Origin of the sequence: Bacteroides luti (assembly GCF_900128905.1) — a bacterium.
Classification (GTDB): domain Bacteria; phylum Bacteroidota; class Bacteroidia; order Bacteroidales; family Bacteroidaceae; genus Bacteroides; species Bacteroides luti.
This window is the reverse complement of record NZ_FQTV01000015.1, coordinates 57,398-74,047: the sequence shown is the minus strand read 5'-3', so window position 1 is coordinate 74,047 and position 16,650 is coordinate 57,398. Positions and strand designations below refer to the sequence as shown.

The 16,650-nt window shown below is 37.0% G+C and carries 9 protein-coding genes; all 9 read right to left on the bottom strand.

All coding sequences use genetic code 11. The features are described 5' to 3' along the window. Window positions 1–106: 106 nt before the first annotated feature. Window positions 107–334, bottom strand: a complete 228-nt coding sequence (locus tag BUC21_RS13160; protein WP_073403171.1) for a DUF1653 domain-containing protein — start codon at window positions 332–334, stop codon at window positions 107–109. Between the two features lie 798 nt (window positions 335–1,132). Further along, on the bottom strand, window positions 1,133–2,434 hold the full coding sequence (thrC, locus tag BUC21_RS13155; protein ID WP_073403220.1) for a threonine synthase: 1,302 nt from the start codon (window positions 2,432–2,434) through the stop codon (window positions 1,133–1,135). 13 nt (window positions 2,435–2,447) lie between these two features. Then, window positions 2,448–3,662, bottom strand: coding sequence for a cofactor-independent phosphoglycerate mutase (locus tag BUC21_RS13150; protein WP_073403169.1), 1,215 nt, complete (start codon window positions 3,660–3,662; stop codon window positions 2,448–2,450). A 2-nt stretch (window positions 3,663–3,664) separates the two neighbouring features. Next, window positions 3,665–6,103: a bifunctional aspartate kinase/homoserine dehydrogenase I gene (thrA, locus tag BUC21_RS13145; RefSeq protein ID WP_073403168.1), complete on the bottom strand. Its 2,439-nt coding sequence runs from the start codon at window positions 6,101–6,103 to the stop codon at window positions 3,665–3,667. A 484-nt stretch (window positions 6,104–6,587) separates the two neighbouring features. Further along, on the bottom strand, window positions 6,588–8,339 hold the full coding sequence (locus BUC21_RS13140) for a RagB/SusD family nutrient uptake outer membrane protein (RefSeq protein ID WP_073403166.1): 1,752 nt from the start codon (window positions 8,337–8,339) through the stop codon (window positions 6,588–6,590). A gap of 37 nt (window positions 8,340–8,376) precedes the next feature. Then, on the bottom strand, window positions 8,377–11,517 hold the full coding sequence (locus tag BUC21_RS13135; protein WP_175550526.1) for a SusC/RagA family TonB-linked outer membrane protein: 3,141 nt from the start codon (window positions 11,515–11,517) through the stop codon (window positions 8,377–8,379). A gap of 35 nt (window positions 11,518–11,552) precedes the next feature. Next, the gene (locus tag BUC21_RS13130) at window positions 11,553–13,244 is read right to left on the bottom strand and encodes a fasciclin domain-containing protein (protein WP_175550525.1); all 1,692 of its coding nucleotides are present in this window, start codon (window positions 13,242–13,244) and stop codon (window positions 11,553–11,555) included. A 28-nt stretch (window positions 13,245–13,272) separates the two neighbouring features. Next, complete coding sequence (locus tag BUC21_RS13125) at window positions 13,273–15,036, bottom strand: fasciclin domain-containing protein (protein ID WP_175550524.1); 1,764 nt, start codon at window positions 15,034–15,036, stop codon at window positions 13,273–13,275. 4 nt (window positions 15,037–15,040) lie between these two features. Beyond that, entirely contained in the window at window positions 15,041–16,645 is a 1,605-nt protein-coding gene (locus tag BUC21_RS13120) for a RagB/SusD family nutrient uptake outer membrane protein (protein WP_073403160.1), read from the bottom strand. Between the last annotated feature and the right edge of the window lie 5 nt (window positions 16,646–16,650).

Sequence of the window (16,650 nt, the reverse complement as noted above, 5' to 3'; positions counted from 1 at the left end):
CTATCAATTAATAATCCTGTGATAAACAAAAGCTATTAAGCTTATGTTTATTGCAGGATTACTATTTTCATCTATCCGCAAATATAATCAGCGTTAAACAATACAATTATAATATACTGATTTCTTCCTCCATTATTTCTTTAAAACGAGGAATCTCAATTCCATCTCTGACTACAGTCTCAAAAAACATTTTCTCAGGACGAACCCAGAACCCCTTTTCACCATACAAAGCTTGATAAACAACCATACGTTCTAAGGTCTCGCTATCTTTGGCAACAGTTATCATCTTATATAAGCCTCCTTTGAAATGGCGGAAATATCTTTCTTTATTCATGATTTTACTTTTTATTGGTGTAAATGTAGTAATTATGTAAAAAGCAAAAGACTTTATTGTTTATTAAATAGCTAAAAATAAGCAAACAAATTATTAGCCAATCACAAAATTCACATTCATCCATTTCCATAAACCACTATAAATAAGCCAAATAAAAATAACCAGGTGTCAGAGGTGTCAGTAAAAAAGCCTATTTCTCCATTCCAGAAAATAAATTTCAAAAATTCTGCAAATTGCGGAATTATTGAAATTTTATTTCTCAGAACGAAAAAAGTATTATTTTACTGACACCTCTGACACCCACCAAAACATATTTAATTAATAATCAACACATTGAAAAATACTCATCTACAAAAGTGGTGTAGATGGTGTAGATAAAAAGACTATTTTAGCTTTCCACAGAATTAATTTCAAAAATTATGCAAATTGCAGAATTTTTGAAATTATATTTTCCAGAATGAAAAAAGAGCTTTTTTAGTACACCATCTACACCACGCAAAATATAACAATCTGATTATCAGCTGCAATATTTTATACAAATTAGTAAGACGAACAAATCAAACACAAAAAGTCAATCACTACCAGTGGTAAAGTATAAAGTAGTCTACTGAAAACAGGGCTAGAAGTATTAAATAGCAGCCGTAATTGGGTTAGTTAAAGCGAAGTATAAGATTAGGAAATTAATGGCGGGAGAACAAAAAAAACATGTACATGATCACCTATCGATCATGTACATGTTCACTTCCAATCTTGTACATATTTGGATTAACTTAACCTTATAAAATGGTTAGTTTCCGGTTATACATTCATTAAGTATTGCTTGAAAGATGCAAAGTCTTTCTCCATTGGAACAGTTTTTTTCTCGCCATGCATAAAGGCTTGCAGCTTGGCTGGAATATCTACCTTCTCTCCTATTATCTTTTCTACTGTTTCAAGGAATTTGGCCGGATGAGCTGTTTCAAGGAACACTCCGGTTTCTCCCGGTTTCAAGTTTTCTGAAAGGGCACGGTATCCACATGCTCCGTGAGGATCGAGCAGATAATGGGTTTTATTGTATACCCACTGTACTGTTTCACTAATCTGTTCGTCGGTATATGTAGCACCGCTCACCTCTTTTACAATAGCTTCGTGACTTCCACCGTAAAGGTCGAGAACACGTGCAAAGTTACTTGGATCGCCTACGTCCATGGCGTTGGCAATAGTAGCTACTGAAGGCTGAGGGGTATACTTACCGGTTTTGAGATATTGATAGAAAATATCGTTTTTATTGTTTGAGGCAATGAAACGGGAAATAGGCAATCCCATGCGCTTTCCAAACAATCCGGCTGTGATATTTCCAAAGTTTCCGCTTGGCACACAAACCACTACGTTATCTGCCTTGCCTAGTTTCTTTAACTGTGCATAAGCATAGAAATAGTAGAACGACTGAGGCAGGAATCGTGCAACATTGATTGAATTGGCTGAGGTTAATGAGAGGTGTGCATTCAGCTCCTTATCCATAAAGGCCGATTTTACTAATGCCTGGCAATCGTCGAACGTTCCGTCTACTTCAATGGCGGTGATATTTTGTCCTAGTGTAGTGAACTGTTTTTCCTGTATCTCGCTCACTTTTCCTTTTGGATAAAGCACATATACATGAATGCCTTCCACGCCTAAGAAGCCATTAGCTACCGCACTTCCTGTATCGCCTGAAGTGGCAACCAATACGTTTACATCTTTCTGTCCTTGCTTCTTGATGAAATAGCCCAAAAGACGAGCCATGAAACGACCACCTACATCTTTAAATGCCAATGTAGGACCATGGAAAAGCTCCAGAGAATAGATCTCTTCTGTTACATTAACCAATGGTACATCGAAGCTAAGTGTATCGTATACGATTTTTTTCAAGGTCTCAGCCGGGATATCTTCCCCAAAGAAAGCATCTGCTACACGGTAAGAGATTTCCTGAAAACTCATTGTCTCAATCTGGTCAAAGAACTCCTTTGGCAATGGCTTGATTGATTCGGGCATAAAGAGTCCTTTATCGGATGCAAGTCCTTTTACAACCGCTTCCTGCAAGTCCGCTACCGGAGCCTGCTTATTGGTACTGTAATATTTCATTATGTTATTGATTTTATTCATTGTTCAGAAACGCGTTAATAAACTCATTTTCCTTTAATAAACCGTATGCACCCTCTTTTACTGAGAATTCATCGAAAGTTTGTACTGCATCAGCTTCTATGCCTGGATAGTAGATAAGGAATGGCACAGGATCGGCAGTATGTGTACGCAGTTCACATGGTGTAGGATGATCTGGAAGTATGGCAATAGCCACAGGTTCGTCCCAGTTCTTCACCGCTTCATAGATAGGCCCCACAGCACGTGAATCCAGATATTCTATTGTTTTCAGCTTTAAATCCACATCTCCTTCGTGTCCGGCCTCATCACTGGCTTCAATGTGAAGGTAAACAAAGTCTTCTGTTCGGAGAGCTTCGAGTGCTGCAGCTACTTTATTCTCATAATTGGTATCAAAAAGTCCGGTAGCACCTTCCACCTCAATACGACGAAGTCCGGCATAGTAACCGATTCCCTTTATTAAATCGACAGCCGAAATTACAGAGCCTTTCTTTATGAAAGGGAAAGTCTGCGACATCGGTTCCATCTGCGGACGATAGCCTGGAGACCATGGCCAGATACTGTTTGCAGGATCTTTTCCCTCAGCCACTCGTTTCAGGTTGAGCGGATGATCCTTGAGCAATTCCTGAGATTTGAGGATTAAGTCATTAATAAGATCGGCAGTTTCCTGAGCTTCGGGCACTGTAGCCTTAACAAGAAGCGGACGGAACGGCTTGAGAGGTACATCATGCGGAGGAGTACAATCAATATTCTTATTTCCTCCCTTAATAACCAGTAAATGACGGTAAGCCACTCCGGTGTGAAAGCTTATGCGATCATTACCTAATTTCTCTTGCAGAAATTTAATCAGTACATCTGCGTCTTCAGTAGATATATGGCCGGAAGAGTGATTCTTTAAGATTTCTCCTTCAACGCAAATAAGATTGCATCTCATAGCCATTTCTCCGGGTTGTAGTTCCACTCCGATGCTTGCAGCTTCGAGCGGACCGCGACCTTCGTACACTTGTGGCAGGTTATAGCCGAGAACCGACATATTTGCCACTTCACTTCCCGGGTGAAAGCCCGGTGCTACAGTTACCAGCTGACCGGTTTTTCCCATTTTTGCAAGCAAATCCATGTATGGTGTCTTTGCATATTGCAACAGTGTTTTGTTTTGTAATGATTTAACTGGCCAATCGGCCATTCCATCACCTAAAATTATAATGTGTTTCATCTCTATCGAATATTAGCAATGCTCATTATATCTGCAAAAACTCCGGCGGCAGTAACTCCGGCACCGGCGCCGTATCCCTGAATCATCATTGGATATTCACGGTAACGTTCTGTTGTTAACAGAATAATATTATTGCTTCCTTCAAGGCCATAGAACGGATGTCTTGAATCCACTTCCTGCAGTCCTACTGATGCTTTTCCCTCTTCGAATCGGGCAACAAAACGCCAGCGCTTCTTTTCGCCTTCCAGAACTTTTCTTCTGGCTTCGAAGTCAGCATCTAATGAAGGAATCTTTTGCCAGAAATCTTCCAGACTACCTTTGAAAAATTCGTCAGGAATAAACAGGTTCTTTTCTACATCTGCCTGCTCAATCTTGTAACCAGCTTCACGTGCCAGAATCACCAGTTTGCGGATTACATCCTTACCACTTAGGTCGATTCGGGGATCGGGTTCCGAATAGCGTTCTTCCTGAGCCATTTTAATAGTTTGGCTAAAAGGAACATCGGCACCAATCTTATTGAAAATATAGTTCAATGTTCCCGAAAGAACAGCTTCTATTTTCAGAATCTTATCACCACTGTTTATTAAATCGTTTATTGTATTTATAATTGGCAATCCGGCACCTACGTTTGTTTCGAAAAGGAACTTCACTCCACGATGACGGGCTATTTGCTTCAATTCGAAATAATCTTCGTATTTTGACGATGCAGCAATCTTATTGGCTGCTACCACCGAAATATTGTGCGAAAGAAGTTCTTTGTATATTGAAGCAACATCTGCGCTTGCTGTACAATCAACAAATACAGAATTGAAGATATTCATTCCAATGACTTCATCTCTGAATACTTCGGGTGAATTTGCAATTCCTTTTTCTTTTAGTTCTTCTTTGTAGTTACCCAGATCAATTCCTTCACGGCAGAAAAGTGCCCGTCTGCTGTCAGCAATTCCAACCACATTCAGTTTTAAACCATTTTGCTGCACAAGGTTCTTCTGCTGACAACGGATTTGCTCTATAAGGCTTCCTCCTACAGTCCCGATACCGCTAATAAAAAGGTTCAGCACCTGATATTCAGACAGGAAAAAAGAGTCGTGAATTACGTTCAGAGTCTTACGAAGGAACTTTGCATCAATCACAAATGAGATATTAGTTTCCGAAGCTCCCTGTGCACAAGCAATCACATTAATGCCGTTTCGTCCCAATGTACCGAAAAGCTTACCTGCAATACCCGGTGTATGCTTCATGTTTTCGCCTACAATAGCCACAGTTGCCAAACCATCTTCAGCCGTTACACAGCTGATTTCACCCATCTCTATCTCTTTGGCGAACTCTTCATTCAGCAGTTCACATGCCAATTCTGAGTCTGCACTTCTAACGCCGATAGATGTATTGTTCTCTGAAGATGCCTGAGAAACCATAAACACACTGATGCCACCTTTTGCCAAAGCTTTAAAGATACGGTAATTAACGCCGATAACTCCTACCATGCCCAAACCAGTTACAGTGATGAGACTGGTATCGTTAATGGAAGAGATACCTTTAATAGCCTTACCTCCTGAAGCCGATTTCTCCTGAATAATAAATGTACCCGGAGCAGATGGGTTGAATGTATTTTTAATAACAATCGGAATATTCTTATGACATACAGGATAGATAGTAGGAGGATAAACCACTTTTGCGCCAAAGTTGCACAATTCCATAGCCTCCACATAACTTAGTTCGCTAATAGGATAAGCGGCGCTAATCACTCTTGGATCAGCTGTCATAAATCCATCTACGTCAGTCCAGATTTCTAGAACCGAAGCATCAAGAGCAGCAGCAAGAATAGCAGCTGTATAATCCGAACCTCCTCTGCCAAGATTAGTAACATCACCACTAACTTTATCGGAAGAGATAAACCCTCCCATCAAAGATACACGTGGAATCTCCTTGAATGTTTCCTTGATCAGTTCATTAGTCAGCTCCTTGTCCAGAGTATGTTTGTTGTGCTTAAATTCGGTCTTGATAAATTTGCGAGAGTCAAACCATTGTGCACCATCAATCAGTGCAGCAACAATAAGAGATGAAATTCTTTCACCATAACTTACAATTGTATCGGCCGTTTTTGCAGAAAGATCTTTTATCAGACATATTCCCTGATATATATCTTTCAATTCATCAAGAAGTGCACGTACTTGCTTTATTAATGTAACTTGTTTATCGCCTGCAGGAATTACATCCTTAACCATATTTATGTGGCGCATCACTATTTCACGAAAATCTTTTTCGTAAGATGCATCACCGGCTGCGGCAATTTTAGAGGTATTTATCAGTTGATCTGTTACGCCTCCCAATGCGGAAACAACAACAATAACAGACTCTTCTGATGACTCGACTATTTTTTTAACATTTAAAATGCTGTTCACGGAACCTACGGATGTTCCGCCGAATTTCATTACTTTCATGTTTATAATTTTAGGAACTTACGCCTCTCAAGACACAAGTTAAATGGATGAACTAAAGAATAAGATTTAAAATTGATTGCTTACCTACTGCAAGCGTGATTCACGTAGAAACACAAAAACTATCCCTAACCCCAAAGGGTTGTGGTGCACATGGATGTGGTATGTGGATAGTAATTTGTCATAATATTGTTTCTATCATCATTGATAAGTGCTGCAAAAATACAAATTATTATTATCAATCTATCACTTTTCAAGAAAAAAATGTGATAAAAAGCATTTAAATCAAGAAAAAACCGAATAAAAATTCGGTCATCGGTGATCTACACCTATAAAAAAAGAGAAATATTATTTATCTTCTGTAGAAAACAAGCGGTTATTTATATCAAAAACCCTTTTTATAAGCAGGAACTAAAACAAGAAAAGCCTGTACGAGACAGACTTTTCTTTTGTTTATAATAAAAAGAATTCTTCTTATGAGGCTAATCTAGTTATTAAAACGGAATGGAAGAAACCATTTATCCTCTGAAGAGTAATCGGGAAGAGCTTCTCCAGCTATCTGATATTTCTTTTTCAAATTATCATTTAGGAAAGTATTTCCATCACGTCCTTCTTTGTTCATGCGATGAGCTATACGAACAAGATCTCCCCAACGATTTCCTTCAAAACCTGTTTCAAGTGCACATTCCTGAAGAATAACCTTTTCCATAAATTGAATAGAGTCATTGGTTGTTGTGCAAGTCGATGGGAATTCTACAGATTTCAAAGAAGCACGGCCACGAATTCCGGCATTGTCTCTCCATGGAGAACGATAATATGGATTATCAGAATTTCTTCCATCGAGATAGAATGGTGCAGGATAAGGCTTGCCTGGTCCATATCCACTTTGGTAAATAGAATCATTACCTACATTATCCCATTTAAAAGTGCCATTGATACCTTGATTTACCAAAGCATAAGCTAACTTTGGATATCCTGCACGGTTAGCAGCTTCTGCATAGCGAAGATGTAATAAGCCTGCACGATAAAGGAACAAACGTCCTTGTTGTTCAAAAGGTTTTGAACTATCATAATTGTACAAGTATTTTTGAACAACATACTGTCCGGGAGCAACTTGCTTGAACGATGAATTACGTCCACGTCCATCAAATTTAAATCCATTCTTCTGAACCTGGTTTTCCCATAAAGAATCAACAGCATAAGTAGAAGGCATTAATTGATATGTGCCTTTTCCTTCATTGGCGAATAAACTAATGAACGGATAAGTTGGTGCAAATGATTTGTCGTAACTCATAGTCCAGATCCATTCACATTTTGCTACATCGTTCTCTGCCGGAAGCTGGAACATGCTACACCAGCTATTGCGATAAGAATTAAGGTCATCCCACATATAGCGGATATAATAAACCTGGAAGGTATTTGGAGTTTCCCCGTCTTTCCATACCCATCCTCTGCACTTATAGCCATCGTTATTTTCTGCCGCACCCTTTTCTTCGTCTGTTGCTAGTATTTTACGATATTGAGTAGCAGCATCCAAATATCTACCATCCCATAAATATAAATCGGCCAGCACCAAATGTTTATTAATAAAGAATTTATTCAGCTCATATCCATCAAGTGTATATTGCACCAAAGGAGAATTCACGTAATCATCTAACGTAGGCAGACCTTCCATGCAAGTAATTAGCTTTTTAATTAATTCATCCAGTCCTATTTTATCTGATTCAGAGTACTTCTTAACATCCTCAATACTAACAATGGGATCTGTGATATACGGAACATTACCATACTGAATTCCTAATTGCAAATAAACATAACAACGCATAGCGGCAACATCCGAATAACGTTCGTTATATTGATCTTTTGTCAGTTTGTTAGACTTATACATAATATCAAAGTTTGCAAGTATATCATTGCAGTTTTGAATTACTGTAAAGAATTGGGTTGGATCGGCATATTTATTGTCAGAACCCGTGCGCTTCAGATTAATTTCCTGCAGGTCCTGAGACGCATTGGTTGTAACATCCATCAAGTCTCCACGAAGTTCATTCAACACAACCATTTGTTCAGCTAATCTCATAAAGCTTCCATATACACCTAATATTGCATTATCAGCATCAGCGGTTGTCTGGTAGTGATTCTCGTATTCAAGCACTTCTTCTACTTTTGCATCAACACAAGAGGTAAGAATCAGAGAAGAAGCAAAGAATAGCATCAAAATATTTTTTTTATATTTCATCTTTTCGTCTTTTTATAATTACTAATTAGATTACACATTACAATCCGATTTTCAGGCCTACATAAAATGTTCTAACCTGAGGTGTTGTAAATGCATCAATCCCAGCTCCAAGAGGATTTGTGCTGGCACAAATCTCCGGATCATATCCTTTATAGTTTGTTATAGTTAACAGATTCTCTGCTGCAGCATAGATCGTAATTCCTGTGAAGAGACCAGATTTAACAGGCAAATCATAAGATAATTGAACATTCTTGAGTTTCAAATAAGAACCATCTTCAATCCATCTGTCAGAAAAACGGGAATTCCCCATTGGATCACCAAATACAGCCTTAGGTATATTTGTATTCTGTCCTTCATATTTCCAACGATTTTGTACAGCTTCGGTCTGATTAGCATAGCCAGACATAGACTCTAACTCTCTGCGAGTATAGTTATAAATATCATTGCCTACAGAGTAAGTAAACAGCGCTGAAGCTTTAAATCGTTTCCATTCCAGATTGGTTGTTATACCACCAAAGAAATCAGGATTAGGATCACCAATAACCTGCATATCTTTCTCATCAATCAAATCATTACTGCTATCCGTATTTACAAATTTAACATCACCAGCTGTGAAAGGTAGTTTTTGTGTACCAACCGGATGATACAGCTGTTTTGCACTAGCTTCGGTTGAAGTTGTGTATATACCATCGGTCTTATAACCATAGAAAAGGCCTAAAGGACTTCCAACCTGAGTTATTATATTACCACCGGCAATACTGGTTTGATAAGCATTTCCATTTAGTTTCTTTATTTCATTCTTATAGAAAGAGACGTTCATACCCAGATCCCATTTTACCGAAGTATTAATCAATCGGACATTTAATGCAAGGTCAAGACCATTGTTATCCATTTCTCCACCGTTAGAGATATAAGTTGAGAAACCAGAAATTGGTGATACAGGTGAGTAAGTAATCATATCAGTAATTCTTGTCTTATATAAATCAGCACTAAAAGATAAGCGCTCATTAAGCAAAGACAAATCAACTCCGATGTTTAACTTAGCACTTCTTTCGGGTTTTAGATTTGTATTTACCAGATTTCCTCGTATCAAACCATAGTTACCCAGAAAATTTTGTGGAACATAATAACGGCGAGCAGAATAATTGCCGATGTCATCGTTGCCAGAGATAGAATAAGCTGCTCTTAACTTTAACATATCAAATGCTGAAATGTCTTTCATAAAATCTTCAGACGAAATAAGCCATGCTCCGGATATTGAAGGATACATCTGATACTTACTTATAGATTCGCCATAACGAGAAGAGGCATCAAATGAGGTTGTAGCGGTTAAGAAATACTTATTCCTTAAATTGTAATTCACATTGGCAAAATATGCAAGCCAATTCCATTTACCAATTGATCCCCCTGTTTGACGTAAAGTATTCAATCCATAATCCAAAGATGTAAAATTGTCACTAACAGAATTGTAACCCTTACCCCAGTCATCTTCTGCATTTGTGTTCAAATAACGTAAACCAACTGTAGCATCCAACGAATGATCATGAGAGAAATTATGGATATAATTAACCCGTGTTTCATTAAACAAGGTAAACAAACGTTCTACACGATGCTGAAGTTTATTAGTTACCAATGAGTTTGACAATGTATCATAAGGAATTCCTGTTCCCGGAAGAAATATTCTTTCACGATCTTTATTATAATGAACACCAAAATTAGTGCTGACTTTTAAATTTTTCCTTGGATTATAAGCGATATCAACACTTCCCATAAAACGATAATTTGAGTTTTCCTGTGTTACATTGTTTGCTATAGCTAGCGGGTTAGCTAAACCAAACATATCTACGTCTTCATAGTTTGGAGACATCAAATTATTCTGATCGTAAATATTTCCAGCCATAAACGGGGCTTTAACTAAAGAAGAATAAACAGGATTAGTAGCCATTATACCTCCTTCATCACGCAAATTCTTCTTTCCATAAACAAGACTCATATTGGTACGCACCTTCATCTTAGGCGAAAAATTAATTTCAGTATTTACTCGTGCATTAAAACGAGAATAGTCTGTACCCGCTATTAGGCCTTCATTTTGCAAATATCCGGCAGATAAAGCATATACTGCAACTTCATCACCACCGGTAACATTTAAAGAATAGTTTTGCTTGAAGCTCTCAGTAAACAATTCATCCTGCCAGTCTGTATTTTTATTATAACGATAAAAATCTACATTCCCTTCATATCCCCAATTTCTAAGAACCGGTATTTCCTGATTAACAAAAGCCAGGTTCTGAATTTGGTTTGTAGTGTATTTACCACTGCTTTGATACATATCTATAAGATATTTTTTCGCTGCACTCGCCCCAAGCATTGGTATCTTGTTTGGCTGCATATTCATGCCTGTCTGCAAATTAAAATTAATTTTGGTTGGCATTGATTTTGAACGAAGTGTCTCAATCAGAATAATACCATTAGCACCTTTTACACCATACAGAGAAGTTCCGTCTTTTATCACAGTCATTCGTTCTATATCTTTAACATCAATAGAACCAAATGGAGTAGAAATATAGTTTTGTATCAATGACGTTCCAAATGACTGACTTTCAACAACCATTCCATCAATAACTAGTAAAGGCTGATTGTTTGTATATATAGAATTAAAACCTCTAAGATAAAGGTTAGCTCCACTACCTTCTAAGCCCGAACGCATTATTGTATTAAGTCCGGCTACAGATCCCTGAAGTAGCTTTTCAGGAGTTGAAGCTATGCTGTTTAAACTTCCATGACTCAAAAAAGAAACAGAGTTGGTAAGATAAGCATTGTTTGTTTCCGCTAGCGGCATCAATACATCTTTATACACTGAATTAAAGCCACTTTCATATAAGCGGATTTCAATTGTTATATGGCCTTTTAATGCAACCTTCTTGCTTTGATACATCGGTCCACTAACTGATAGCTCAACATTATAAGAAGGAACTTTTATCTTAAACTCTCCCTTGTCATTAGTCATGGCTGCACTTACTCCCGGAAGAGAAATACTCATACCAGCCAAGGGTTTAAGGCTTCCGGCATCCAGCACTTTACCGGAAACATTTAATTCGCCTGCCGAAGTCTGAGCATTGCAAACTATACAGCAAAGAATAAATATCGACGAAAGCAATATATTTTTAAATTTTATCATAATGATTCTATTTTTAATTGTACAGAATGTATTTATCATTCACTAATTTTCGGCACAAGACGAATATAATCAAGGAATATCATACCATAATATTTCTCTGTATTCTTTGTTGCAGCAGGTGTATTACAAACATAGAATGTAGAATACCCCATTATAGGACACTGGAATGTATAAGGATCATCTGTCAGTACTGTTCCTACTGAACCGAAATCTCCTGTCAGATTCCTCTTTGTCAGTTGAGTTTCTTTATTTACTCCGGCATTGACCTCTCCAACAAATGCATACTTCTTCCATGAAGCGGTACCTGTATTTGTATCAAGATAGTTATTCAGGATCTTACCATCAGAATCACGAGCCAATCTAGGTTGACCAGGTAAAGAAATAAAGAGCTTTTGAGTCAGTTTCATTACAGAAGAACAAAATGCTTCCGGATCAAGTGGAGAATATGATGGGTCATAAGCATCTCCTTTATAATGTGAGGACATGTCATCATAAGTCTTCCAGTAAATATCATAATCCACAGAATAAAGCTTTACTAAATACGCAAGATAGAAATTAACAGCATCCGAATAGTGATTTGACTCATAATTATAATTATAAGTTATTGTTTTCTTGGTTCCATCTGCAGCTAGTGAATCTCTTGATTGTTGCAGCCATCCTGAAAACATAACATCATTTCCTCCGCTAGCCCATGTACGCACACGTTTCAAAACATAATCAGACCTGAGAGCTCCGTAAAGGCTTTCACCTTCAACAATAATTGTTTTAATTTTATTTTCTTTCATCACAATATTGGCTCCAGTCATTACTTTTACAGTACCATTCGAAGCTATATATTGATTGGACAGAGTAGCATTAGCTAAATCCACTTTCACACCATTAATAGATGTGTAAACTGTACCAATGGCATTTTTTGGCAAAAAGACAAGATCCTGAATCAATTCATCAGTAGCAATAGAATCCGTTACCTGCTGGCTACCACGTACCATGTATTTAGCATACTTCGTTTTAAGTGTGGAAAAGTTTCCATTATCAAGCAATACCATTGTATAAAGGGAATCTTCATTGGATAAAGCCATTTTATCAAGGTAATGATTCTTATATACCCAGGCTGTATCATAAAGAACATTTCCGTTTTCGTCAACACCAGTCTGAACACTTCTTTGTTTGTCCATAACTTTCTTAGTCATACTCAGCAACTCGTCAACCTGTGTATATTGTCCACGGATTGATTCCAAATATTCATATATATTCAGGTTCGGAATAATTGCATTATTTACAACATGAACAATTCCGTTATTGCAAAGCAAATCTTTTGAAGATGATATATTAACATTGCTTAAATCAAGGTTTTTACCATTTATCATCTTTATTTTGCTTAGAGCAGCTAATTGAGTTGAATTATATGTCAGATAAGCAATATGATTCTTTACTATGCTCTTTTTAACATCATCACTGGAATTAGCATAAGTTGAAAGAGCTGAATTAGAAGGTGCCAGAACTGTAAAATTGTTTGCAGACTGTAACAAGCTGTCATATCCTACAGCTTTTACCATTCCATAAAAGATACTTAAATCCGGATTTGACTGTATCGCTTCCAGGACATTGCCTGAAAGCGTTTTATCAATAATTGCTATATGATTATCCCACTGATCATTACATGATGAAAAAAATGTAGTGACCGAGAATAAAACAAATAACAGAGGTATTATATTTTTTGATTTCATATACATTATATTTATTTATTTATATTATTTACTGTCCATCAGGGAAAATCTGATTATCAAGAGTTCCATTTTCTATCCAGTCGCCATTCATCGCTATTTTAGGCCATTGCTGGTCTTCATCAACAGGAATAAACTGAATCATATCCCAGTCATTACCATAACCTTTACTACCACTCAATGCATCCAAACGAAGTATGTGTCTGCCTGTTGACAAAACTTTAATAGTTCCCATCAGTTTGCAGCACATTACACTGTTTACTTTCTTTGCATTATATTGTTTCCAGCCTTCAGATTCCATTTTATCACCGTCGAGAATTGTTTTTTCTGTGTTTTGCCAGTAAATAGGCATATAGGAAGACATATCAACAACTGTTGGTAAAATCTGGTCTTCCTGACCATCTTGTTTAAATGAAGTACGGAAAGTTGCAGGATTGGCACGTCTCCAGCTGATCCAAACTTTGTATGTACCTTCTACTAAAAGCGGCATTTTAAATTCTACCCACTGCATTACATTGGTACAAATTCTGAATCTCATCATATCGCCATAAACATATTGTCCTTTTTCGTTCCAGCTTGTTCCATTAGCAATATAAGTAACAGTTGGATTACTTTTACCACCCCAAGTCATTTCCGATAATTCTCCTGATAAGAATACCTGAGTAGTACCTGCCTTACGATAACCTTTTAAAGCTTTTATCTCTGGCATATCTGCCATATCCCAATAGACACGATATGCTTTACGCTTCTTTATTTCAATCTGACCTAAAATACGATGCATAACGCCATTTGTACATGTAAGGTCTGAATATTCACTATTTCTGTCAACCTGAATTCCTTCTTCATTTAACTGCCCCACTTTAAATTCATTAATAACAAGGAATTCATTATTCAACTGAAATGTAAGAGGTTGATTTTTTACTAATGTTGGCAAACTGGAAGTCGCCATTAAGTCTGTAACATATACTCTGCCACCAACGGTATGATAAGCGAGAAAATTATATAACAAGACTTTATCATCAGATATTGCAGGAGAATTCTTGCGTAAACGAACCAGAAGGTCTTCTACAGTCTTGATTCCTAAATCTTCAAAAGTCTTATTATCCTGAACAAAGAAGGTAAAGTACTTTCCACTTTCCTGAGTCTGAAGAGTTGAATTAAAATCAGCTGCAACAGCAATTTCTTTCATTAAAGAATACTCAGCATCGGGCAAAGCTGCAAATGTTTGAGCTAAAGTTAATTGTGCCGGCTTCAGCACATTATCAACAACATGGATGTAGCCATTTCCTAATAAAATATTTTTAGCAGTTATTCGTGCCTGTCGATTTACTTTTATATAAACGTCTCCGGCATTATCCACTTCTGTTTTAGTAGTCAGATAATCTCTGTTTATATTTGTAGATGGAAGACGTCCATCTACAAAATCTAAAGTCGAGATAGTGTCGTTTATTACATGAAATTTCACTATTTGTTCAGCTTCTTCTTTAGTCAGCCCTTCAAGTGTCTTACCTTTTTCTTTTAAATAATTGTCGATAGCCGCATTTGTTGGGGCAAAACAAGTATATGTTCCATAGGCATGCAACATACCACGATAATCTGCCTTATCAATAATCTGAAGAAACTCGGAAAGGTTTGCATCCTTATTCTCCATATATTCATCTATCATTTGCAAATCAGCTGTTTTGTACACTCCTTTCTCAAGCTCTGTTTCACAAGAGGATAATCCCGTTATCAAAGCCAAAACACAGAACAGCCATATTGGCAAACTAATGTTTATTAATTTATTTCGTTTCATAGCTTTATTTATTTTCACCATAGAATTCATTTTGTACTAGAGCCGGATTTGTTTCCAATTCTGATTTGGATATTGGAAGATAATGGCTCTTATGATTTTTATATTTTGTCTGAAGGCTGAATACTTTATCAGCAGGGGCACTATACACAGCTAACTGAGTCAAATAATCCAGATTTGTTCCTGCATAGTTATCACGTTTTGCCTGACGTAACACATCAAACCAACGTTTACCTTCGAAAGCAAATTCACGGGCACGTTCCTGCAGAACAAAATTCTCCAAAGTTTTACCGTCAAACTCTGTTTGTCCAAAAGTAAGATCGGTAGATTCTACAGCATTTGCTCTGACTCTGACTTTTTCTATACAAGCACGAGCTTCTTTTAAATATGATTGCTCTCCAGATTTAATACCTATTTGAGTTAAAGCTTCGGCTTTCATCAGCAAAACATCTGATAATCGGTATATAATCCAGTTGGCAGTCATCTCTGTTTCAGCTCTGAAAGTAGAGCCATCCAGTTCCTTACCAACATATTTCCATATATACCCATTTTTTGAAGCAAGATTTGAACGAATGTCATAATAAGAATTATCATCCTTTGACGTAGGAATATATATTTCTTCTGATAGCACATCTGTTTTGGCCATAACAGTAGCAACTGTTTGTGTCATCATGCTATAAAACGGATTAAGAATGTCAGTCTCAAATTGAAGTTCAAAAATACTTTCAATACTATTTCCTTCTGCATATACTTTATTATATAATGAAGCAACACTGGAAGCTGACGGATGATAAACAGTATCATTTTCCTCAACTGTAGCTCCTGTGGTTACTTCCATAGATCGGGAAACTGATACTAATGCATATTGTCCGGAAAGAATTACTTTATCACACATCTTTACACAATTTTCATAATCCTCTTTCCATAAATAAATATCAGCTAAAAGGGCATCTGCTGCATAACGGGTAATCCGTCCTTTGTTCTGGGCAGCATCCGTTCCATAGTTATAAGGAATATTAGCTTCTACTCTTCCTAATTGAGCTACTAGAGAATCTAAAATAACAGTTTGGCTAACTTTAGGCATACTCATCTTTTGTGAATTATCTACATAAGCTTCTAAAGAAAAAGGTACATCTCCAAAAGTTTTCACAAGATAAAAATACATCAAGGTACGTATAGCAACAGCCTGTGCTTCATACTCCTTCAATGCCTTTTCTGAAAATGAAGGGTCATTTGCCTGTGCATCTGGTGCATATTTTAAAAGAGTGTTGCACTGATTGATCGTTTTATAAAATGGAGTCCAGGAACAATACTTATTGTCAGAAGAAATTTCTCCTTCTATAATTCGTTGTATATTAGCATCAATCTTTCGGTTTCCCGATTGAATCATATCAGCTCTGGCCTCTCCCCAAAGAAACATTCGTGTTACCATATCCCCATTTAACATGGAAGAATAAAGACCTGTTGTAAAAGATGCAACATCTTCCTTTGTTTTCCAGTAATCTTGCCGGGGAACTCCATCTGTAGGTTTTAAGGCCAAATAGTCGTCACAGGAACTCAATATACAAAATTGAGTAAGTAGTGCGATACATATTATTATATATTTTTTCATATAGT